This is a genomic window from Kribbella caucasensis (assembly GCF_004361855.1).
GTDB classification, from domain to species: Bacteria; Actinomycetota; Actinomycetes; order Propionibacteriales; family Kribbellaceae; genus Kribbella; species Kribbella caucasensis.
Genome location: NZ_SNWQ01000001.1, coordinates 324,343 through 343,911 on the forward strand (window position 1 = coordinate 324,343; position 19,569 = coordinate 343,911).

General features: G+C 68.5%; 19 protein-coding genes. 3 read left to right on the forward strand and 16 right to left on the reverse strand.

Annotation, left to right across the window (positions count from 1 at the left end):
- Positions 1-157 precede the first annotated feature (157 nt).
- From EV643_RS01510 to EV643_RS44625, 3 genes are all read right to left on the reverse strand, one after another.
- Complete coding sequence (locus EV643_RS01510; RefSeq protein WP_133798099.1) at positions 158-988, reverse strand: hypothetical protein; 831 nt, start codon at positions 986-988, stop codon at positions 158-160.
- Between the two features lie 90 nt (positions 989-1,078).
- A complete protein-coding gene (clpB, locus tag EV643_RS01515) occupies positions 1,079-3,661 on the reverse strand; it encodes an ATP-dependent chaperone ClpB (RefSeq protein WP_133798100.1) in 2,583 nt (860 codons plus the stop codon).
- Positions 3,662-3,908: 247 nt separating this feature from the next.
- Positions 3,909-4,067 carry a hypothetical protein gene (locus EV643_RS44625; protein WP_202869344.1) on the reverse strand — a complete coding sequence of 53 codons (159 nt, stop codon included), beginning with the start codon at positions 4,065-4,067 and terminating at the stop codon, positions 3,909-3,911.
- A gap of 102 nt (positions 4,068-4,169) precedes the next feature.
- Here EV643_RS44625 and EV643_RS01525 point away from each other — a divergent pair, with 102 nt between their 5' ends.
- Positions 4,170-4,424 (forward strand): hypothetical protein, encoded by a 255-nt coding sequence (locus EV643_RS01525; RefSeq protein WP_133798101.1) that lies wholly within the window; start codon positions 4,170-4,172, stop codon positions 4,422-4,424.
- On the opposite strand, the gene EV643_RS01530 is transcribed toward EV643_RS01525, so the two are convergent.
- The 5 genes from EV643_RS01530 to dnaK all read right to left on the reverse strand — a co-directional run bounded on the left by EV643_RS01530 (position 4,385) and on the right by dnaK (position 9,612).
- Positions 4,385-4,927, reverse strand: a complete 543-nt coding sequence (locus EV643_RS01530) for a GNAT family N-acetyltransferase (protein WP_133798102.1) — start codon at positions 4,925-4,927, stop codon at positions 4,385-4,387. The two genes, EV643_RS01525 and EV643_RS01530, sit on opposite strands and share 40 nt — an antisense overlap.
- Before the next feature lie 388 nt (positions 4,928-5,315).
- On the reverse strand, positions 5,316-5,771 hold the full coding sequence (locus tag EV643_RS01535) for a heat shock protein transcriptional repressor HspR (RefSeq protein ID WP_133798103.1): 456 nt from the start codon (positions 5,769-5,771) through the stop codon (positions 5,316-5,318).
- Entirely contained in the window at positions 5,771-6,946 is a 1,176-nt protein-coding gene (dnaJ, locus tag EV643_RS01540) for a molecular chaperone DnaJ (protein WP_133798104.1), read from the reverse strand. The genes EV643_RS01535 and dnaJ overlap by 1 nt, the downstream gene beginning before the upstream one ends.
- Before the next feature lie 30 nt (positions 6,947-6,976).
- Positions 6,977-7,732: a nucleotide exchange factor GrpE gene (gene grpE, locus EV643_RS01545; protein ID WP_238165280.1), complete on the reverse strand. Its 756-nt coding sequence runs from the start codon at positions 7,730-7,732 to the stop codon at positions 6,977-6,979.
- A complete protein-coding gene (dnaK, locus tag EV643_RS01550) occupies positions 7,729-9,612 on the reverse strand; it encodes a molecular chaperone DnaK (RefSeq protein ID WP_133798105.1) in 1,884 nt (627 codons plus the stop codon). The genes grpE and dnaK overlap by 4 nt, the downstream gene beginning before the upstream one ends.
- 243 nt (positions 9,613-9,855) lie before the next feature.
- Between dnaK and EV643_RS01555 the strand changes: the two genes are divergently transcribed.
- Positions 9,856-10,326, forward strand: coding sequence for a GNAT family N-acetyltransferase (locus EV643_RS01555; RefSeq protein ID WP_133798106.1), 471 nt, complete (start codon positions 9,856-9,858; stop codon positions 10,324-10,326).
- A 31-nt stretch (positions 10,327-10,357) separates the two neighbouring features.
- Here EV643_RS01555 and EV643_RS01560 read toward each other — a convergent pair whose 3' ends face one another.
- Entirely contained in the window at positions 10,358-11,374 is a 1,017-nt protein-coding gene (locus EV643_RS01560) for a sialidase family protein (protein WP_133798107.1), read from the reverse strand.
- A gap of 167 nt (positions 11,375-11,541) precedes the next feature.
- Here EV643_RS01560 and EV643_RS01565 point away from each other — a divergent pair, with 167 nt between their 5' ends.
- Complete coding sequence (locus EV643_RS01565) at positions 11,542-12,417, forward strand: type IV toxin-antitoxin system AbiEi family antitoxin domain-containing protein (protein ID WP_133798108.1); 876 nt, start codon at positions 11,542-11,544, stop codon at positions 12,415-12,417.
- A 74-nt stretch (positions 12,418-12,491) separates the two neighbouring features.
- Here EV643_RS01565 and hutI read toward each other — a convergent pair whose 3' ends face one another.
- Genes hutI through EV643_RS01600 form a run of 7 tightly spaced genes read right to left on the reverse strand, consistent with a single transcriptional unit; the run spans position 12,492 to position 19,506 of the window.
- Positions 12,492-13,658 (reverse strand): imidazolonepropionase, encoded by a 1,167-nt coding sequence (gene hutI / locus EV643_RS01570; RefSeq protein ID WP_133798109.1) that lies wholly within the window; start codon positions 13,656-13,658, stop codon positions 12,492-12,494.
- Positions 13,655-14,962: a formimidoylglutamate deiminase gene (locus tag EV643_RS01575; RefSeq protein WP_133798110.1), complete on the reverse strand. Its 1,308-nt coding sequence runs from the start codon at positions 14,960-14,962 to the stop codon at positions 13,655-13,657. Before EV643_RS01575 ends, hutI begins: the two co-directional genes overlap by 4 nt.
- Positions 14,959-16,209, reverse strand: coding sequence for an allantoate amidohydrolase (locus EV643_RS01580; RefSeq protein ID WP_238165281.1), 1,251 nt, complete (start codon positions 16,207-16,209; stop codon positions 14,959-14,961). Before EV643_RS01580 ends, EV643_RS01575 begins: the two co-directional genes overlap by 4 nt.
- Before the next feature lie 2 nt (positions 16,210-16,211).
- Entirely contained in the window at positions 16,212-17,144 is a 933-nt protein-coding gene (locus EV643_RS01585) for an ABC transporter substrate-binding protein (protein ID WP_133798111.1), read from the reverse strand.
- A 52-nt stretch (positions 17,145-17,196) separates the two neighbouring features.
- Positions 17,197-17,847, reverse strand: coding sequence for an ABC transporter permease (locus EV643_RS01590; RefSeq protein ID WP_133798112.1), 651 nt, complete (start codon positions 17,845-17,847; stop codon positions 17,197-17,199).
- Position 17,848: 1 nt separating this feature from the next.
- Complete coding sequence (locus EV643_RS01595) at positions 17,849-18,502, reverse strand: ABC transporter permease (protein ID WP_133798113.1); 654 nt, start codon at positions 18,500-18,502, stop codon at positions 17,849-17,851.
- Complete coding sequence (locus tag EV643_RS01600; RefSeq protein ID WP_133798114.1) at positions 18,499-19,506, reverse strand: ABC transporter ATP-binding protein; 1,008 nt, start codon at positions 19,504-19,506, stop codon at positions 18,499-18,501. Before EV643_RS01600 ends, EV643_RS01595 begins: the two co-directional genes overlap by 4 nt.
- Positions 19,507-19,569: the final 63 nt, after the last annotated feature.

The window sequence follows — 19,569 nt, forward strand, 5'->3', positions numbered from 1 at the left end:
GGCCGCCAAGTTGTGCGCCATTCGGGGGGCAAGGTGGGGCAACCTCGGGGCACATCGACGCAGGTTCGCGTTGGCCCTGACAGGTGGGCGTGTGGTGCGCGAGGATTGGTGCTTGAGGCAACGGTTGCTTTTCGTTGCCTCCTTCTGTTGCCGTTGGTCAGCGGTGCTGGAACCAGAGTTTGGTGGGTTGTTGGAGAAGGAGGATCAGGAGGGTGGCGTGGATGGCCAGGCCGAGGATGCTGCCGGGGAGGGCCATCAGGCCGCCGGCGATGCCGATGGCGGCTACGACGATGAGCATGGTGCGGGCCCAGGCGCGGCGTTTGCGGACGAAGATCGCCGGGAGGATGTAGGCGACGGCAGAGATCAGGATCGCGACGACGACCACGCCCTGGCTGCCGGAGGATCCGGTGAGGATCTCGGAGATCTGCTCGCCGGCCGAGGTGAGCGAGAACAGGCCGAGGAGGACGCTGAGGCCGCCGAGCCCGAAGGAGATGGTGGCGGCGATGGTGACCTGTTTCGGCGGGGCCGGGGTGATCGGCTGGTAGGCGTACGGGCTCGGCTGCTGGGGGAAGGGGGTGCCTGGCGGGCCGTATCCGGTGCCGGGTTGGCTGGGCGGCGGACCGAAGGAACCCGAACCCGGGGTAAACGTGCCGAACGGGGGCCCAGGCTGGTTGGTCGGCGCGTTGGGCTGGCCGAACGCGCCGGGGTAGGGACCGGGGCGGTCGGCGGGTGGAGGGTTGGTGCCGGGCGCGCCGGGTCCGGTGGGACCGGGCTGGCCCGGTGAGCCGAAAACGCCTTGGTACGGGCCAGGACCTTCAGGTTCACCCTGCTGGCCTGCCGCAGGTTCTTGCTGGTGGCCGGCCGCAGGCTCAGGCTGCTGACCGGCCGCAGGCTCACGCCGGCGAGCTGCCCCTTGTGCGTCCGCGGGGGGTGTGTCGCCGGGGCGGGGCTGGTCGTCGGCCGGGGGGTTGCCCGGTTGGTCGGTCATGGGGCGAGTCCTTCCACCTGTTGGGGTCGATCCTCGCAGATAGGCGAAACGGCCGGAGAACCCGAAGGTGCCCGGCCGTTCAGCCGACCGTCAGTTGCCGGTGAGTTCGAGGGTGTCTTTGGCTTCGCTGAGGCGGACGTGGACGGTGTCGCCGTCGCGGATGGCGCCGGCGAGGAGGCCGCGGGCTAGTTCGTCGCCGATGGCGGACTGGACCAGGCGGCGGAGCGGGCGGGCGCCGTACACCGGGTCGTAGCCGGTCATCGCCAGCCACTCCAGCGCGTCCTCGCCGACGTCCAGGGTGATCCGGCGGTCGGTGAGGCGCTTCTGCAGGGCGTTGATCTGGAGGGCGACGATCTGGGTCAGCTCCTCGCTGCCGAGCGCGTCGAACAGGACGATCTCGTCCAGCCGGTTGAGGAACTCGGGCTTGAACGACTGCCGCACGATCGTCATCACCTGGTCGCGCTTGACCTGGTCGTCGATGGTCAGGTCGGCCAGGTACGCCGAACCCAGGTTGCTGGTGAGGACCAGGATCGCGTTGCGGAAGTCGACCGTCCGGCCCTGGCCGTCGGTCAGCCGCCCGTCGTCCAGCACCTGCAGGAGGATGTCGAAGACCTCGGGGTGCGCCTTCTCCACCTCGTCGAGCAGGATCACCGAGTACGGACGGCGGCGGACGGCTTCGGTCAGCTGGCCGCCCTCCTCGTACCCGACGTACCCCGGTGGGGCGCCGACGAGGCGGGAGACGCTGTGCTTCTCGCCGTACTCCGACATGTCGATCCGGACCATCGCGCGTTCGTCGTCGAACAGGAAGTCCGCCAGCGCCTTCGCCAGCTCGGTCTTGCCGACACCGGTCGGGCCGAGGAACAGGAAACTCCCGGTCGGGCGGTCCGGGTCGGAGATGCCGGCCCGGGCCCGGCGGACCGCGTCGCTGACGGCCTTGACCGCCTTGCGCTGGCCGATCAGCCGTCGGCCCAGCTCGTCCTCCATTCGGAGCAGCTTGCCGGTCTCGCCTTCGAGCAGCCGGCCGGTCGGGATCCCGGTCCACATCGCGATCACCTCGGCGATCTCGGTGGGGCCGACCTCCTCGTTCACCATCGCGTCCGGACCGTCGGTCACCTCGGGCTCGGCCGCGGCCGCCTCCAGCTCCTTGGTCAGTTCGGGGATCTCGCCGTACAGGATCTCGGAGGCGCGCTGCAGTTCGCCGTCGCGCTGGGCGCGCTCGGCCTGGCCGCGCAGCTCGTCGATCCGCTCCTTGATCTCACCGACCCGGTTCAGGCCGGACTTCTCCTTCTCCCAGCGGGCTTCCAGCGCACGCAGCTCCTCCTCGCGGTCGGCGAGGTCGGCACGCAACCGACCGAGCCGCTCCTGGCTGGACGGATCCTCCTCGCGGGACAACGCGAGCTCCTCCATCTTCAGCCGGTCGACCGTCCGCCGCAGCGAGTCGATCTCGACCGGGGAGGAGTCGATCTCCATCCGCAGCCGGGACGCCGCCTCGTCGACCAGATCGATCGCCTTGTCGGGCAACTGGCGGCCGGAGATGTAGCGGTTCGACAGGGTCGAGGCGGCGACCAGCGCGCTGTCGGAGATGGCCACCTTGTGATGCGCCTCGTACCGCTCCTTGAGACCGCGCAGGATCGCGATCGTGTCCTCGGCACTCGGCTCGCCGACGAACACCTGCTGGAACCGCCGCTCCAGCGCAGGGTCCTTCTCGATGCGAGTCCTGTACTCGTCCAGGGTGGTGGCGCCGATCATCCGCAGCTCGCCGCGGGCCAGCATCGGCTTCAGCATGTTGCCGGCGTCCATCGCGCCCTCACCGGACGCGCCCGCGCCGACGACGGTGTGCAGTTCGTCGATGAAGGTGATGATCTGGCCGTCCGACTCCTTGATCTCGGTCAGCACGGCCTTCAACCGCTCCTCGAACTCACCGCGGTACTTCGCGCCGGCCACCATCGCGCCGAGGTCGAGGCTGATCAACCGCCGGCCACGCAGCGATTCGGGCACGTCGCCGGCGACGATCCGCTGGGCGAGCCCTTCCACCACCGCGGTCTTGCCGACCCCCGGCTCACCGATCAGGACCGGGTTGTTCTTGGTCCGGCGTGACAGCACCTGGACCACCCGGCGGATCTCCGAATCCCGGCCGATCACCGGGTCGAGCTTGCCGTCGCGGGCCCCCTCAGTCAGGTCGACGCCGTACTTCTCCAGGGTCTTGGTGGTCCCCTCGGCCTCCGGCGAGGTGATCCGCCGGTTGCCGCGCATCTTGTCAAACGCCTGCAGCAACGCGTCCGGAGTGACGTCCAGCGCGCTTTTCGCCGTGCCCTCGACAGTGGCCAAGGAGATCAGCAGGTGCTCGGTTGAGATGTACTCATCGCCCAGACCGAGGGCGCGCTGCTCCGCCTGGTTCAGCACGTCGGTCGTCTTCGGGGACAGACTGGGCGCCTGCACGCTGCCGCCGCTCGCCTTCGGCAGCCGGGTCAGCTGCTCGGCGGTGCGTCGGCGCACGGCATCCAGATCGGCGCCCGCGGCCTCGAGCAGACCGAGGGTGGCCCCCTCCGGCTGCGCGAGCAGCGCCGACAACAGGTGAATCGGTTCGACGGTCGGATTACCCGCCGCGGCGGTCTGACGGATCGCCACCGACAGGGTCTCCCGGGCCAGCGTCGTCAACCGTTGAACATCCATCTGGTTCCAGCCTTTCCAACTCAGCGAACTAGCTTCACTGCCTACAACCTACCGAAAGTTGAGTCCATTCCACTCAAGTCTGTCGAAGTCTGGGGATAAGTCAGGGTCTCCACCGAGAGCCGCCACTCACAGTGATAGACCGTGACACAGTGTCAGACCCAAATCCGGGTCGAGGCTGCCGACCGCCGGTACCACCCGAGGCCGGTACGCCGGTACGCGGGAGCCCCGACGTACCGGCGTATTGGTGTCAGGACTGGTAAGCGCCCGCGTCCCACTGGGTGATGCCGGTCAGGGATTTGCCGGCCAGGTCGTACGGGAAGCCGGCGTCCTCACCCCGGCCGATGGCAGGGCTGCCCGGCTTCGGTCGCAGATCGGTCGCGCTGGTGAACAACGGGTCGACTTCCACCGAGTTCGGCCAGAGTCGAACTGGAACACCTCGCCGGAGTACACACTCCGGTCCTCGTCCGCGCCGTCGGCCGTCTTGCCGGTGCCGTAGCGGCCGAGCTCGGTGAAGGTCTCGTTGTCGATCGTGGTGTTGTACTCGATCAGGTTGCGGTTGCCGTTGCTCTCGGCAACGGTGCTGGTGGTGTTCGTGGTCGGACCGCATACGTTGCTGGATCCGGAAGGACGCCACTGGTCGTGGGAGGGCCAGTGGGTGGGGTCGGCGTACGTCCTGGTCGGGCTCGCGTTCCTGGTGCTGCAGGCGGTGCGGCCGCTCGAGGGTCAGGACTTCTTCTTGAAGTCGGCGGCGCGGAGCCGGTAGACCTGCAGGTTCAGGTCGTAGTACTTGTCGGTCTCGCCGACCCACTCCATCCCGAGGCGGCCGGCGGTGGCGATGGCGCGTTTGTTGTGGGGCCGGGCGACGGCGAAGATCTCGTCCACCGAGCCGTCCCCGAACGCCCAGGTCAGCAGCGTCCGGCTGGCCTCGGTCGCGTAGCCGTAGCCCCACGCGGACGGCTTGAACTGCCAGCCGATCTCGAGGTCCTCCTCGTACGGCGGCAGCAGCCGGATCAGCATCCCGCCGACGACCTCGCCGGTGTCCTGGCGGGCCACGGCCCAGCGGCCGGCCGGGATGACGAAGTTGGGCTGGGCCTCGATCCAGGCGGTCAGCACCTGCTTCATGGCCGGCAGGTCGTCGACCCGGTCGATCGCCGGCGACAACCACTGCGCGACGTCCGCCGACCCGTAGATCTCCAGCGCCGCTTCGACGTCCGCCTCGTCCCAGTCCCGGATCACCAGCCGGTCACTCCGCAAATTGAGCGTCACCAACCCAGAGTATGCGCCGCCACGCCACCGGCAAGCCTGACCAGATGAACAACAGGTTCGGGGTGGGGACGACAGCTGGGGATGCGGGAGCCCTCGGCCGGGTGTTGGGCCGAGGGCTCGGGGGGAAGATATCGGGGAGTTGTCTCCCCGGGGGCCGGAGACTCCCGGGGGGCGGGAGTCTCCGGCTGGGCCAGACCTTCCGGGGGGATGGAAGGGCTCTGGCCCGGGCCGGGGCTCCGGGGGGGTGGAGCGACCGGCCGACCGGCTGCTCCCGGGGGGATGGGAGACAGCCGGAGCTTTCAGCGTTGGCCTAGTTAAGCGTTCGCCTGGTTCAGCGTTGGCGTAGGGCCTGGTCTGACACTTCCCTGCAGTCGGGAGCGGGAAACCGTCAGCGTTGGCCTAGTTCTAGTGGTTGGGTGCGGATCCAGCGGGTGGTGGTCTGCTGCCGGCCCATGGCGATCACGTCGCCGGCGGGGCCGGCCGAGAAGACCCGGCTGGCGGCGGGACGGCGGGAGGCGCCGACGCCCCGTTGAACCTCCGCGAGCAGCTGGTTGACCCGGCGGCGCAGCTCCTCCACCTCGGTCTGCAGCTTGAGGATGTGCTGGATCCCGGCCAGGTTGACGCCCTCTTCCTGGGACAGGAGCTGCACATACTTCAGCTTCGCCACGTCGTACGCCGAGTAGCGCCGGCCGCGGCCGGACGCCCGGCTCGGCACCACCAGGCCGAGCCGGTCGTACTGGCGAAGCGTCTGCGGGTGCATGCCGGCCAGTTGGGCCGCCACCGAGATCACGTAGATCGGGGTGTGGTCGTCCCAGGTCGGCACCTGGCCGTACGGGGTGCCCATCACGTGCTCCCGAACAACCCGGCCCGCAGATCAGGCTGATCCGACGCCGTGCTGAACTCCAGCAGCTTGGCGCGCTGCTCGTCGTTCAGCTCGTGCGGAACCTGCACCTCGATGGCCAGCAGCAGGTCGCCCTTGCTGCCGTCGCGCCGAACCGAACCCTTGCCGCGGACGCGCAACTTGCTGCCGTTCGCCGTACCGGGTGGGATCCGGACGGTGACCGGCAACCCGTCCAGCGTCGGCACCTTGATCTCGGCACCCAGCGCCGCCTCGGTGAAGCTGACCGGCACGGTCAGCGTCAGGTGCTCGCCCTGGCGGCCGAAGATCCGGTGCGCGTTCACGTGCACGGTGACGTAGAGGTCGCCCGCCGGGCCACCCCGTTCGCCGGCCGCGCCCTTGCCCTTGAGCCGGATCCGCTGACCGTCCTGGACCCCGGCCGGGATCCGGACCTGCATGGTCTTGCTCGACTGACCGCGGCCGGAACCGTGGCAGGTCTCGCACGGCTGGTCGACGACCAGACCGCGACCCTTGCACTCGGTGCACGGTTCGGTCATCGCGAAGACGCCGCCCTGGACCGAGGTCTGCATCCCGGTGCCCTCGCACTTCAGGCACACCTTCGGCACCGTCCCGTACTTCGCTCCGGTGCCGCGGCAGGTCTTGCACGGTTCGTCACTGGTCATCCGGAGTGCGACGGTGACACCGTTCACGGCCTCGCCGAACTCGATAGTGGCCTCGGTCTCGATGTCGGCACCGCGTCGTGGCCGCGCCGTCGACGAGGTGGTCGTGGTCCGGCCACCACCGCCGCCGAACATGCCGCCCAGGATGTCGCCGAGGCCGCCGCCGGCCGTGGATCCGGCCCGGTTGAACAGGTCGCCGACGTCGAAGCCGAACCCCTGCCCGCCGGCCGTCCCACTGGTGCCCGGCATCCGGAAGCCACCACTGCCGAAGAGCCGCCGCGCCTCGTCGTACTCCTTGCGCTTCTTAGGGTCGCCGACCACGTCATACGCCTCGGAGACCTCCTTGAACTTGGCCTCCGCGGACGCGTCCCCGGCGTTGGAGTCCGGGTGGTACTTGCGCGCCAGCTTGCGGTACGCCTTCTTGATCTCGTCGGCCTCGGCGTTCTTGGAGACACCGAGCGTCTTGTAGAAGTCCTTCTCCAACCAGTCTTTCGTACTCATCGACGTCTCACCTCCTGAACGCTCTCGCCGTCACTCCGCAGGCTTGCCCGCGGACCGGTCGGTGGTGTCATCTGTGCCTTCTGCCGCGTCATCCAGAACCACACCCTCGGTCACCTGGCCGTCAGCGGCCGGCTCCTCGGCCGGCAACTGTTCGGTCGGCTCCGAGACAGCCACCCGGGCCGGTCGCAGGATCCGCTCACCGAGGCGGTACCCCGGCTGCATCACCAGTGTCGCGGTCGGACCGTCCACCTCGTCGGAATAGTTGTGCAGCAGCGCCTCGTGGATCCGCGGATCGAACGGGTCGCCGACCTCGCCGTACTTGACCAGGCCCAGCTTCTCGGTGACCCGCTCGAGCGACTCGGCGACCGCCTTGAACGCGCCCTCGAGCTCACTCGCCTCGCGGGCCCGGCCGACGTCGTCGAGGATCTGGAGCAGCTCGGTCAGCACCGAGCCGATCACCACCTCACGGTTGGCCTCGCGGTCGCGATCCACCCGGCGCTTGTAGTTCACGTACTCCGCCTGCAGTCGCTGCAGGTCCGCGGTACGTTCGGCCAGCGCTTCGGTCAACAGGGCCTCCTGGGCCGACGGTCCGATCAGGTCGGACGGGTCCCGCGGCGGCTGGGCCCCCGGGGTACCGGGCATGCCCGGAGCGGCGCCGGCGGCGGGAGCCTCCGAAAGGGCAGACTCCCTCACCTTGCCGGTCTCCGGGTCGATCCGGCGCTTGTCCCGGACGACGGGCTCGCCGTCACCGAACTCGCTGCCAGGCTCGTTCGGTCGATCTGTCACTTGGCGTCGCCCTCCGCCTTCGGGGTGTCCTGCGGGCGGTCCTCGTCAACGATCTCCGCGTCGACCACGTCGTCGTCGGAGCTGCTGCTCGAGGAGTCGTCGGACGAGCTGCTGCCGTCCTCGGACGAGCTGCCACCGGCGGCCTGAGCGTTCGCGTACATCGCGGCGCCCATCTTCTGGCTGGACTGGGCGAGCTTCTCCGACGCGGCCTTGATCACGTCGGCGTCCTCACCCTCGAGCGCCTTCTTCAGCTCGGCGACGGCATCCTTGACCTCGGTCTTGACGTCGTCCGGGACCTTGTCCTCGTTCTCGGACAGGAACTTCTCGGTCTGGTAGACGAGGCTCTCGGCCTGGTTGCGGTTCTCCACCGCTTCGCGGCGCTTGTGGTCCTCCTCCGCGTACTGCTCGGCGTCGCGGACCATCTTGTCGATGTCGTCCTTCGGCAGCGCCGACCCGCCGGTCACGGTCATCCGCTGCTCCTTGCCGGTGGCCATGTCCTTGGCGTTGACGTGCACGATGCCGTTCGCGTCGATGTCGAAGGACACCTCGATCTGCGGCACATTCCGCGGCGCCGGCGGCAGGCCGGTCAGCTCGAAGTTGCCCAGCGACTTGTTGTCGCGGGCCATCTCCCGCTCGCCCTGGTAGACCTGGATCATCACCGACGGCTGGTTGTCCTCGGCCGTGGTGAAGATCTCCGAACCCTTGGTCGGGATCGTGGTGTTGCGCTCGATGATCTTGGTGAACACGCCACCCTTGGTCTCGATGCCCAGGCTCAGCGGCGTCACGTCGAGCAGCAGGACGTCCTTGACCTCACCCTTCAGCACACCGGCCTGCAAGGAGGCGCCGACCGCGACGACCTCGTCCGGGTTCACGCCCTTGTACGCGTCCTTGCCACCGGTCAGCTCCTTGACCAACTCGGCCACCGCCGGCATCCGGGTCGAACCGCCAACCAGGATCACGTGGTCGATCTTCGACACGTCGATCCCGGCGTCCTTGATGACGGCCTTGAACGGCGAGCGGGCGCGCTCCAGCAGGTCGTTGGTCATCTTCTGGAACTCGGCCCGGGATAGCTTCTCCTCCAGGTGCAGCGGGCCGGAGTCGGTCAGGCTCAGGTACGGCAGGTGGATGGTGGTCTCGGCCGCGGCGGACAGCTCGATCTTGGCCTTCTCGGCAGCCTCCTGCAGCCGCTGCATGGCCATCTTGTCGCCGGACAGGTCGGTGCCGTTCTTGTTCTTGAACTGGGTCACGAGCCAGTTGACGATCCGCTGGTCCCAGTCGTCACCACCGAGGTGGTTGTCACCGCTGGTCGCCTTCACCTCGAAGACGCCGTCGCCGATCTCCAGCAGCGACACGTCGAAAGTGCCGCCACCGAGGTCGAAGACCAGGATGGTCTGCTCGTGACCTTTGTCCAGGCCGTAGGCGAGCGCCGCCGCGGTCGGCTCGTTGACGATCCGGTGCACCTTCAGACCGGCGATCTCGCCGGCCTCCTTGGTCGCCTGGCGCTGGGCGTCGGTGAAGTACGCCGGCGTGGTGATGACCGCGTCGGTAACCTGCTCGCCGAGGTACGCCTCAGCGTCCCGCTTCAGCTTCTGCAGCACGAAGGCGCTGATCTGCTGCGGGGTGAACTTCTTGCCGTCGATGGTGGTGCTCCAGTTTTCGCCCATGTGGCGCTTGATGGAGCGGATGGTGCGGTCGACGTTCGTGGTGGCCTGCCGCTTCGCCACCTCGCCGACCAGGACCTCGCCGTTCTTGGCGAAGGCGACCACCGAGGGCGTCGTACGCGCTCCCTCGGCGTTGGGGATGACGGTGGGCTCGCCACCTTCCAGTACGGCGATGACGGAGTTCGTCGTACCGAGATCGATACCGACCGCGCGGGCCATCTGTTTACCTCCACGAAGTTGAGTGATGCAGACTCAATGTTGCCGGTCTGCGACCAGCGTTTCAAATCGAGCGCCGGAAGCGCTCCGGCAGACTTGAGTACACCTGGCTCAACATTGCCCGATGCCCGGGTCATTCCCAACCCCGGGGTCGGGTTTTCCGGGATCCGTCCGGTGCTGCCCTGATCGGACCCCTGCCGCTGCAAGCGGTTGCCGTGGGACGCTGTGCAAGTGAAGCTCCGCCCGATGACTTCAGTCGACGAGGCCGCGGTGCTGGCCCTCAACGCCGCCGCCGCAGACCACGTCGACCCGCTTGGCCCGGACCGGCTGGACTGGTTCCGGCTGATCGCCGCGCACGCGGTCGTCGTCGAACTGGAGGGAGAGGTCGTCGCGTTCGTGCTCACCTTCACCCCCGGGTCGGCCCACGACAGCCTCGACTTCCAGTGGTTCACCGAGACCTACGCGGACAGGTTCCTGCACCTGGACCGGATCGTGGTAGCCGAGGAACACCGCCGGCAGGGCATCGGGACAATGGTCTACCGCGCGGTCGAGCGAGCCGCCAAGCCGTTCGACCGGCTGGTCTGCCAGATCCGCTCCGACCCGCCGAGCGTCGCCGCCCTGGCCTTCCACGCCGGCCGCGACTTCGTCGAGGTCGGCAAACTCCGCCGCCCCGACGGCATCACGGCTGCCCTGTGCTCTAAGGAACTCACCGACTGAGTGGGTCCGAGGTGCAGGGCAGGCCCGGCGTTCAGGACAGGGCGGTGCGCGGGAGGATCTCGCCGACGATCTCGCGGGTGAAGATGTCGTAGCTGATGATGAGGAGTTCGTCGGCGGGGAGCTCGACGACCGCTGGGTTGGACTGGTCGACGGTGTTGCGGCCGGCGTCGATGACCGGGTGCACGGGGTCCTTGTCCCACGGGCCCAGTGGTTCGCGGATGACCGTCGCGACCGTCGGACGGCCCGGGCTGAAGCGCTTGGAGACATCTCCGTAGGCGACCAGCACGGCCCCATCCGTCAGGGTCAAGGTGTCGGCCGACGACGCGTACAACCCAGACGGCTCCGGGGCCGACCAGGTGAAGCCGTTGTCGTCGGAGCGGACCAGTTCGGCCTCCTCATCGGTGCGGAGCAAACCGACTACTTGACCGGCAGGGAGCAACGTCAGCACCGGTTCGACGTACTCGCGATCGTCCCGCCGTCCCAGCACGACCTCGCTCGCGGCCGGCCAGGTGCGGCCCCCGTCGGTCGAGCGGACCACACTCGCCGAGTGACATTGGTCACCCGGGAACACCCCGTAGACCGGCACGAGCAGATCGCCGTTCGGGAGCTCCAGGATCTGGCCGTGCGCGACGATGTGCCCCGCGCGGAATCCGTGCCACAGCTCATCCGTCTCCTGCACTATCCCGGACCCGACCAGCACCGGCTCACCCCAGCTCGCACCCCCATCGACGGACCTGGCCACGAGCACACCCGGGCACACATACGGCCGCACCGACCAGTCGATCTGGAACCAGCTCAACAGGATCTCCCCGTTGGCCAACTGCATCACCATCGGATCCCGGTCGTCGTACATCGTGTCCAGCACGACCCGCGGCTCCGACCACGTCCGCCCGTCGTCCCCACTCTCCGCCGCCACGATCCGCCCCACACTCCGCACATGCCCCAACCCCTCCCGCCAAACCACCAGCACCCGCCCATCCCCCAGCCGAACGGCGCTAGGGAAATACGGAAGCTGACCTTGGATCGTGCGAGTGATGGAGACGCGCATGGGGAAACCGTATGCGTACCCCCACCACTCACCAACCGCGTCGCAGCCGAACCTCCCACGCTCAGGCACGGCCGATTCGGCCGGCCGAACGGTCGTTGGTGAGTGGTGGGGATACGCCTGTGGATACTGACCGACGTTCGAGGCGGAGATCCGGCAGGCTAGGACACGTGACAGACGTCGGCGACGTGCTCTCCCGACACGGTGGCAGTGCGACGTTCGCCGAGCTCCGGACAGTTGTGCCCGCACGGCATATCCGGGCTGCCCTGGTCGCCGGACAGATCCGCCGAGTGGCCAAGGGGGTGTACGCCCTGCCCGAAGCACCTGCGGCGCTGACGGCAGCACGAAGCCACGGCGGTGTGGTCTCGCATCTGAGTGCGGCTCAGCACTGGAAGATCAACATCATCAGCACACCCACGCTGCCCCATGTGACCCTCCCGCCAGGGCGAGTGCGACGCTCGGCGGGGTTGCCGTGCACTCTGCACTGGGCGGAGGCACCGTCGATCGGCGACGTCACCACCCCGGTTCGCACGGTGCTCGACTGTATCCGCACATTGCCGCTGAGCGACGCGCTGGCCGTCACCGACTCGGCCTTGCACCAGAGCATCGTCGATCCGGATGAGCTGTTCGCTGCAGCGGCGGACCTCCGAGGGCCGCACCGGAAGCGGATCCAGCAGGTCGTCGCACTGGCCGACGGCCGGGCTGAGTCCGTCCTGGAGTCGGCACTCCGGGCGATCCTCATCGAAGCCGACATCGAGGGATTCGAGCCGCAGGTCGTCGTTCAGGACAGCGGGTTCTCCGCCCGGCTCGACCTGGCCCACCGGCAGCTCCGGATCGATCTGGAGGCTGACGGCTTCGAACACCACAGCACCCGCACCGCGCTCGTCAGAGATTGCCGCCGGCAGGTGAATCTGAGCATTCGCGGCTGGACGGTGCTCCGCTTCAGCTGGGAGGACATCATGTACTCGCCGGAGTGGGTGGTGGAAGCGGTAGCGCTGGCAACCGTCTCTCCACCACTCACCAAGCACCTCCGTCAGGCCGCATGAGCCTCACGCTGAGCGTGCCGGACCAGGTCGACCAGGGCTTGCTGAGTGGTGGAGATACGAGGTGCCCACCAGCCTTAGGACAGGGGGCGGCCGGCGATGAAGGTTTGGGTAATGAGGGGGACGGCGGGGCGGTAGGCGAGGTGGAGGTGGGAGGGGGCGTCCAGGACGGCGAGGTCGGCGCGGGCGCCGGGGGTTAGGTGGCCTATGTCGGTGCGGCGGAGGGAGGTGGCGCCGCCGGCGGTGGCGGACCAGAGGGCTTCGGCGGGGGTCATGTGCATCTCGCGGACGGCGAGGGCGATGCAGAAAGGCATCGAGGAGGAGTAGCCGGAGCCGGGGTTGCAGTCGGTGGCCAGGGCGACGGTGACGCCGGCGTCGAGGAGGCGGCGGGCGTCGGGGTAGGGCGAGCGGGTGGAGAACTCGACGGCCGGCAACAACCCCGCGACCACGCCGGCAGAGGCCAGGGCGTCCACGTCGGCGTCGCTCACAAACGTGCAGTGGTCGGCGGCCGCGGCACCGACTTCGCAGGCGACCTGAACGCCGGGACCCTCGCCCAGTTGGTTGGCGTGGACGCGAGCCTGCAAGCCCTTCGCCTGCCCGGCCCGGAGGATCGCACGGGCCTGGTCCGCGTCGAAGGCGCCCCGCTCGACGAAGACGTCCACCCACTTCGCATTCCGCGCCGCCTGCTCCAGCATCGGCCCGGTCACCAGCGAGACGTATCCGGCCGGATCATCCGCGTACTCAGCCGGTACGACGTGCGCGCCGAGGTACGTGGTCTCGTCGGTGAAGTCCGACGCGATCGCCAGCGCCCGGGCCTCGTCCGCGACCGTCAACCCATAGCCGGACTTGATCTCCACGGTCGTGGTGCCCTGGCGGCGCATCTCGGTCACCAGGCGGGCCACGTTCGCGGTCAACTGTTCGTCGGCGGCGGCCCGGGTCGCGGCGACGGTGGTCCGGATGCCACCCGCGCTGTACGGCTGACCCGTCATCCGCGCGGCGAACTCCTCCGCCCGATCTCCCGCGAAAACCAAGTGCGCATGCGAGTCGACAAAACCCGGGATCACCGCGCGGCCGCCGAGATCCAGCGAACTGTCCGCAGCAGGCGCATCCCGTCGGGACCCGACCCAGGAAACAACACTGCCCTCGATCACCAGCGCGGCGTCGCGCAGTTCACCGAGTGGTCCACCGTGAGACGGGTCGTTCGTCACCAGCGAACCAATCCCGGTCAGCAGCAGCGAACTCATGTCACCTCCGCGATCGAAGCGGCCAGCTCAGCCGCCACATCCATCTTCACGTGATTGCCGTCAGCAACCACGACGACCCCGCCAACCACCACAGAAGTGACATCGGCGGCCGAGGCGGCGAACACGACCGACTCGAGCGAATCCCCCGTCCCCGCCGTGCGCACACTGTCCAGCCGCACCGCGACGAGATCCGCGACCGAGCCGACCTCCAGTCGGCCCGCGGCCGGAAAACCCAGCGAGCGATGCCCGTCCGTGGTCGCTGCGGCGAGCAACTCGGCCGCGGACCAGTGTCCCCGCTCCTGCGACGACAGCCGCTCGTCCAGCTCGACCGCCCGCATTTCCTCGAAGAGATCGATCACCGCATGGCTGTCCGACCCCAACGTCACCGCCGATCCCACATCCCGCAGCGCGACCGAAGGCCCGATCCCATCCGCGAGATCCCGCTCGGTCGTCGGACAGAAACACGAGTACGTCGCGGAGCTGCCGAGCAGGCCGACATCAACCGCCGTCAAGTGGGTCGCATGCACCGCACTCGTCCGCGCACTCAAGAACCCCGACTCGTCCAGCACCTGCGTCGGAGTCCGCCCGTACGCCGCCAAGCAGGCCGAGTTCTCCGCGACCTGCTCGGACAAGTGGACATGCAAAGGGGCCGACGGCAACAACGACGCCACCTCCCCCAACTGATCCCGAGGCACCCCGCGAACGGAGTGCGCGGCCGCCCCGATCACCACATCGTCCGCGCCGCGCAACTCCTGGACCCGCGAAGCCCAACCGGTCGCATCGCCGTCGCTGAAACGCTGCTGCACCTCGTTCAGCGGTTGGTCGAATCCGCCAGACACATAACACGTGTCCAGCAAGGCGATCCGCAACCCGGCATCCCGCGCCGCCGCGATCAGGGCCGCGCCCATCGCGTTCGGGTCGTCGTACCGGCTGCCGCCCGGGCCGTGGTGGAGATAGTGGAACTCGCCGACCGCGGTGATCCCGCCGAGCACCATCTCGCCGTACACGGCGCGCGCGAGGCGGTAGTAGCTGTCCGGCGTGAGCACCGACGCGACGGCGTACATCCGTTCGCGCCAGGTCCAGAAGGTGCCGCGCTCGGTCTGGGTCCGGCCGCGCAGCGCACGGTGGAACGCGTGGCTGTGGCAGTTCGCGAGCCCCGGCAGCACGAGTCCGCCGAGCCGGACGGCATCCCCCGCAGGGGCACCGACGTCGACCGCGGCGATCCGCCCGTCCGCGACCGTGATCAGCACGCTTTCCGCAACCCCGGAAGGCAGTAGCGCCCGCGAGCACCAGTAAGACGTCACTGAGCAAGATCCTTCAGTACTGCGGCCAACGTCTCGACGCCGGCCAGACAGTCGTCCATCTCCGCGTGCTCGGCCGGCGAGTGCGACACCCCGGTCGGGTTCCGCACGAACAGCATCGCCGTCGGGATCCCCGCATCCGAGAACACCCCTGCGTCGTGCCCGGCACCGGTCGGCAACACCGGCGCACCATCCAGTACGCCGACCAGCCGGTCCCGCAGCCCGGCCGGAAAGTCGACCACCGGCGACACGGACTCCGCGACCACATCCACCTTCGTCCCGTCCCGGCCGGCCCGTTCGACCGCCTGCCGAGTGATTGCCTCCAGCAACGACTCCAGGACTTCGGTCGACCCGGCCCGAGCATCCAGCCAGGCGGTCACTTGCGACGGTACGGCGTTCGTGCCGTTCGGCTCGACCGCCAACCGGCCGAAGGTCGCACGCGCACCGACGAGCCGGGCCTGCTTGTTCGCTGCCAGCGCGGTCATCGCATACGTCAGCATCGGGTCGTGCCGGTCTTCCATCAACGTCGTGCCGGCGTGGTTCGCCTCGCCGGTGAAGGTGAACCGGTAACGCCCGTGCGGCCAGATCGAGCTGGCGACGCCGACCGGAGCCGTCAACGCGCGGCCCTGCTCGACGTGCAGCTCCACAAACGTGCCCATCCGGGCGAGCAACGGCGACGGCCCGACCCCGGCCGGATCCGTACCGGCCTCAGCCAGCGCGTCGGCCAGTGAAACCCCCGCGCGATCCTTCAACGCAAGGGCTTTCGAGGCCGGCAACACCCCCGCGGCGACCCGTGATCCGAGACAAGGCATCCCGAACCGCGAACCCTCCTCCTCAACGAAAGCGCCGACCCCGATCGGCACCGAGGACGAGAAACCCGAAGCCCGCAACAGGTCGACGGCAGCCAGCGCCGATACCACCCCAAGCGGACCATCGAAGGCCCCGCCATCGATGACCGAATCCAGATGGCTCCCAGTCACCACACCAGGCACCGCCGGCACCCCAGCCGAAGTACCAGATCCACCGACGGCAGCCCCATCGGCGCCAAACCCGCCCGGGGCCCACCAAGCGACGAGGTTGCCGATTCCATCGGATTCAACAGCCAGACCGCGGGCGGCGCACTGGTCCAGGAACCAGTCCGTCGCCGCCCGCTCCGACGGCGTCCAGCCGCCGCGCCGGTACCCCCCGGTCGAGGGGTCCCGGCCGACGGCGGCCAGCGCCGCCCACATCTGCTCGAATGACTCGGTCAAGGTCAGGACAGCGGGTTCTTCGACAGCCAGTCCTTGGCCACCGCGGACGGCTGCTCCTTGCCGACGTCGATCCGCTTCACCAGATCGGTCAGCGAATCCGTGGTGAGCTTCGCGGACACCGCGTTCAGGGTGCTCGCGACGTCGGCCGACTTGTGGTCGGTACGGATCAGCGGAACGATGTTGTTCGGCGGCAGGATGTTCTCCGGGTCCTCCAGCATGACCAGGTTGTTCTCCTTGATCACCGACTGGGTGGTGAAGAAGTTCGACACCTGGATCTGGTTGTCCACCAGCGCCTTCAGGCTCAGCGGGCCACCGGCGTCCAGGGTCTTGTACGACTTGAACTCGACACCGTACTTGTCCTTCAGCCCGGCCAGACCGGCCTCGCGGACCTTGAACTCGGAGCTGCCGCCCGCGACCATGTCCTTCGACACGGCCTTCAGGTCGGCCAGCGACTTCAGGTTGTACTTCGTCGCGGTCGCCTGAGTCACCACGATGGTGTCCTCGTCGGCGGCCGGCGACTTGTCCAGCACCTCGAGCCCCGAAGGCAAGGCCGCCTTGAGAGCGTTGTACGCCGCTTCGTCCTCGGTCTCGGTGGCGTCCTTCTTGAAGTAGCTCAGCGCGGCACCGGTGTACTCCGGCAACAGGTGCACCGAACCGTCCTTGATCGCGGCCATGTAGGTCTCGCGGTTGCCGATGTTCGACTCCTGCTTGACCTCGATGCCCTTCGCCGCCAGCGCCTGCCCGAAGATCTCCGCGAGCAGCTGGCTCTCGGAGAAGTCGGCCGAGCCGACGGTGATACTGGTGACCTTGTCCGGCGCCGGGGACGAACCCGCGTCGCCGTCACCGGACAGCGGATCGCCTCCACCCCCACAGGCAGCCAGGCCGAGCACCGCGACACCAGCTATCGCGGTGCGGACGAGCGTGGATCTCAACACGGGAAACCTCCAGTATTCGTTCGGCGCCGTTCGGTGCCGATTGGGTCCGTCATCAGTTGTTCCGCAGCCCGGGCGAGACCGCGACCCGGCTCGCCACGGCGAACAGGGCGTCCAGCAGGATCGCCAGCAGGGCGACCAGCAACGCACCGCTGAACATCTGCGGGAAGTCCCGCAGCTTGAGCCCGTCGACCACATACCGGCCGAGCCCGCCGAGCGAGACCAGCGCGGCGATGGTCGCCGTCGAGACGATGTACAGGGTGGCGCCGCGGATCCCCGAGATGATCAGCGGCATCGCGATCGGGATCTCCACCTTGGTGAGGATCTCCCGGCCGGTCATGCCCATCCCGCGGGCGGCGTCGATGGTCGCGGCGTCCACCCCCGACAGCCCGGCGTACGTCGAGGTCAGGATCGGCGGGATGCCCAGCGCGACCAGGGCGATCAGCACCGGCAGGAAGCCGATCTGGTCGGTCAGGAGTACCGCGAGCATCAGCAACCCGAGGCTGGGCAGCGCACGGGCCGCGTTCCCGAGGTTGATCGCCAGGAACGCACCACGCCGGGTGTGACCGATCAACAGCCCGACCGGCAGGGCGATCAGGGTGGACAGGCCGAGCGCGGCCGCCGTGTACCAGATGTGTTCGAAGATCCGGGCGCCGATCCCTTCCGGGCCGGACCAGTTGGCGGAGTCGAAGAGGTACTCGAACATGTCAGGCCACCTTCACCATCGAGATGACCCGCGCCCACGGGGTGAGCAGCCGCTGCAGACCGACCAGCACCAGGTCGGCGATCAGGGCCAGGAGCAGGGACAGGACGACGCCGACCACGACCGGGGTGAGGAAGTCACGCTGGAAGCCGGCGGTGAACAGCTCGCCGAGGCCGCCGATCCCGATCACCGCGCCGACGCTCACCATCGAGATGTTCGCGACCGTGACGACGCGCAGGCCGGCGAAGATCACCGGGACCGCGATCGGCAGGTCGATGGTGAGCACCCGGCGGACCGAGCCGAACCCGACCGCGATCGCCGACTGCCGCACCTCCGGCGGCACCGACCGCAGACCGTCGATCACGTTCCGGATCAGCAGCGAGACCGTGTAGATGGTCAGCGCGACGACGATGTTGATCGTGGACAGCACCTGGGTGCCGAGGATCGCCGGCAGCACGATGAACAACGCGATCGACGGCAGCGAGTAGAGCACCCCGCCGAACGCGATCAAAGGGTTCGCCAGCCAGGCGTACCGGGTCGCCAGATACCCGAGCGGCACGGCGATCAGCAGGCCGAGGATCACCGGCAAGATGGCCAGGTACAGGTGTTCGCGGAGCTGATCCCAGATCAGCCCGAGATTGTCGCCGACCCAGGTCATGACCGCAGCGCCCCGACCACGACAGCCTGGTCTATCGCGCCGACCGCGCGGCCGTCGGCATCGACGCAGACCCCTTGCCCGATAGGCGACGTCAGTACCGCGTCCAGCGCCGCGCGCATCGAGTCGGTACGCCGGAACACGGCGCCGGTGGGCAACAGTTCGGCCGCGCCGGCGCCCTTCCGCCAGCCGAGTGGCTTACCCGACTCGTCGACGGCCAACTCGTCCGGCAGCGGACCGAGCTCGATGTCGGCGGCCGAGCGGAACGTCAGCGCCCGGTACCCACGATCCTGGCCGACGAAGCTCTCGACGAACTCGTCAGCCGGTTCGGCGAGCAACTCGGCCGGCGGCGCGAACTGGGCCAGCTTGCCACCGACCCGCAGTACGGCCACGTTGTCGCCGAGTTTGATCGCCTCGTCGATGTCATGCGTGACGAACACGATCGTCTTGCCGATGTCGCGCTGCAGCCGGAGCAGCTCCTCCTGCAGCTGATGCCGGACGATCGGGTCGACCGCGCTGAACGGCTCGTCCATCAGCATGATCTCCGGATCCGCCGCCAGCGCGCGGGCCACCCCGACTCGTTGCTGCTGGCCACCGGACAGCTGGGCCGGGTACCGCTCGGCCAGCTTGACGTCGAGGCCGACCCGTTCCAGCAGCTCCATCGCCACCGAACGGGTCTTCTTCTTGTCCCAGCCCAGCAGCTTCGGCACGGTGGCCACGTTGTCCACCACGGTCCGGTGCGGGAACAGCCCGGCGTGCTGGATCACGTACCCGATCCCACGCCGCAGCGACACCGGATCCTTGGCGTTGATGTCCTCGCCGTCGATCGAGATCCGGCCACTGGTCCGCTCGATCGTGCGGTTGATCATCCGCAGCGAGGTCGTCTTCCCGCAGCCCGAAGGCCCCACAAAGACAGTGATCTCGTTGCTCGGGATCCGCAGTGACAGGGTGTCGACGGCGACAGTGCCGTCCGGATACCGCTTGGTGACGTCTTCGAACTCGATCATGGCGCCCCTTCGCGCTAGTCGTAGATCGCCCGAACGATCCTAGGTGACCGAAAGCCCCATGCC

What these genes read in the sequence shown, in the direction of transcription:
- hutI (WP_133798109.1), bottom strand. Translation starts at nt 13,658, where the DNA reads ATGAGTTCGCTGCTGCTGACCGGGATTGGTTCGCTGGTGACGAACGAC.
- EV643_RS01555 (WP_133798106.1), top strand. Translation starts at nt 9,856, where the DNA reads ATGACTTCAGTCGACGAGGCCGCGGTGCTGGCCCTCAACGCCGCCGCC.
- EV643_RS01560 (WP_133798107.1), bottom strand. Translation starts at nt 11,374, where the DNA reads ATGCGCGTCTCCATCACTCGCACGATCCAAGGTCAGCTTCCGTATTTC.
- clpB (WP_133798100.1), bottom strand. Translation starts at nt 3,661, where the DNA reads ATGGATGTTCAACGGTTGACGACGCTGGCCCGGGAGACCCTGTCGGTG.
- dnaK (WP_133798105.1), bottom strand. Translation starts at nt 9,612, where the DNA reads ATGGCCCGCGCGGTCGGTATCGATCTCGGTACGACGAACTCCGTCATC.
- EV643_RS01535 (WP_133798103.1), bottom strand. Translation starts at nt 5,771, where the DNA reads ATGGGCACCCCGTACGGCCAGGTGCCGACCTGGGACGACCACACCCCG.
- EV643_RS01595 (WP_133798113.1), bottom strand. Translation starts at nt 18,502, where the DNA reads ATGACCTGGGTCGGCGACAATCTCGGGCTGATCTGGGATCAGCTCCGC.
- EV643_RS01590 (WP_133798112.1), bottom strand. Translation starts at nt 17,847, where the DNA reads ATGTTCGAGTACCTCTTCGACTCCGCCAACTGGTCCGGCCCGGAAGGG.
- dnaJ (WP_133798104.1), bottom strand. Translation starts at nt 6,946, where the DNA reads ATGAGTACGAAAGACTGGTTGGAGAAGGACTTCTACAAGACGCTCGGT.
- EV643_RS01600 (WP_133798114.1), bottom strand. Translation starts at nt 19,506, where the DNA reads ATGATCGAGTTCGAAGACGTCACCAAGCGGTATCCGGACGGCACTGTC.
- EV643_RS01510 (WP_133798099.1), bottom strand. Translation starts at nt 988, where the DNA reads ATGACCGACCAACCGGGCAACCCCCCGGCCGACGACCAGCCCCGCCCC.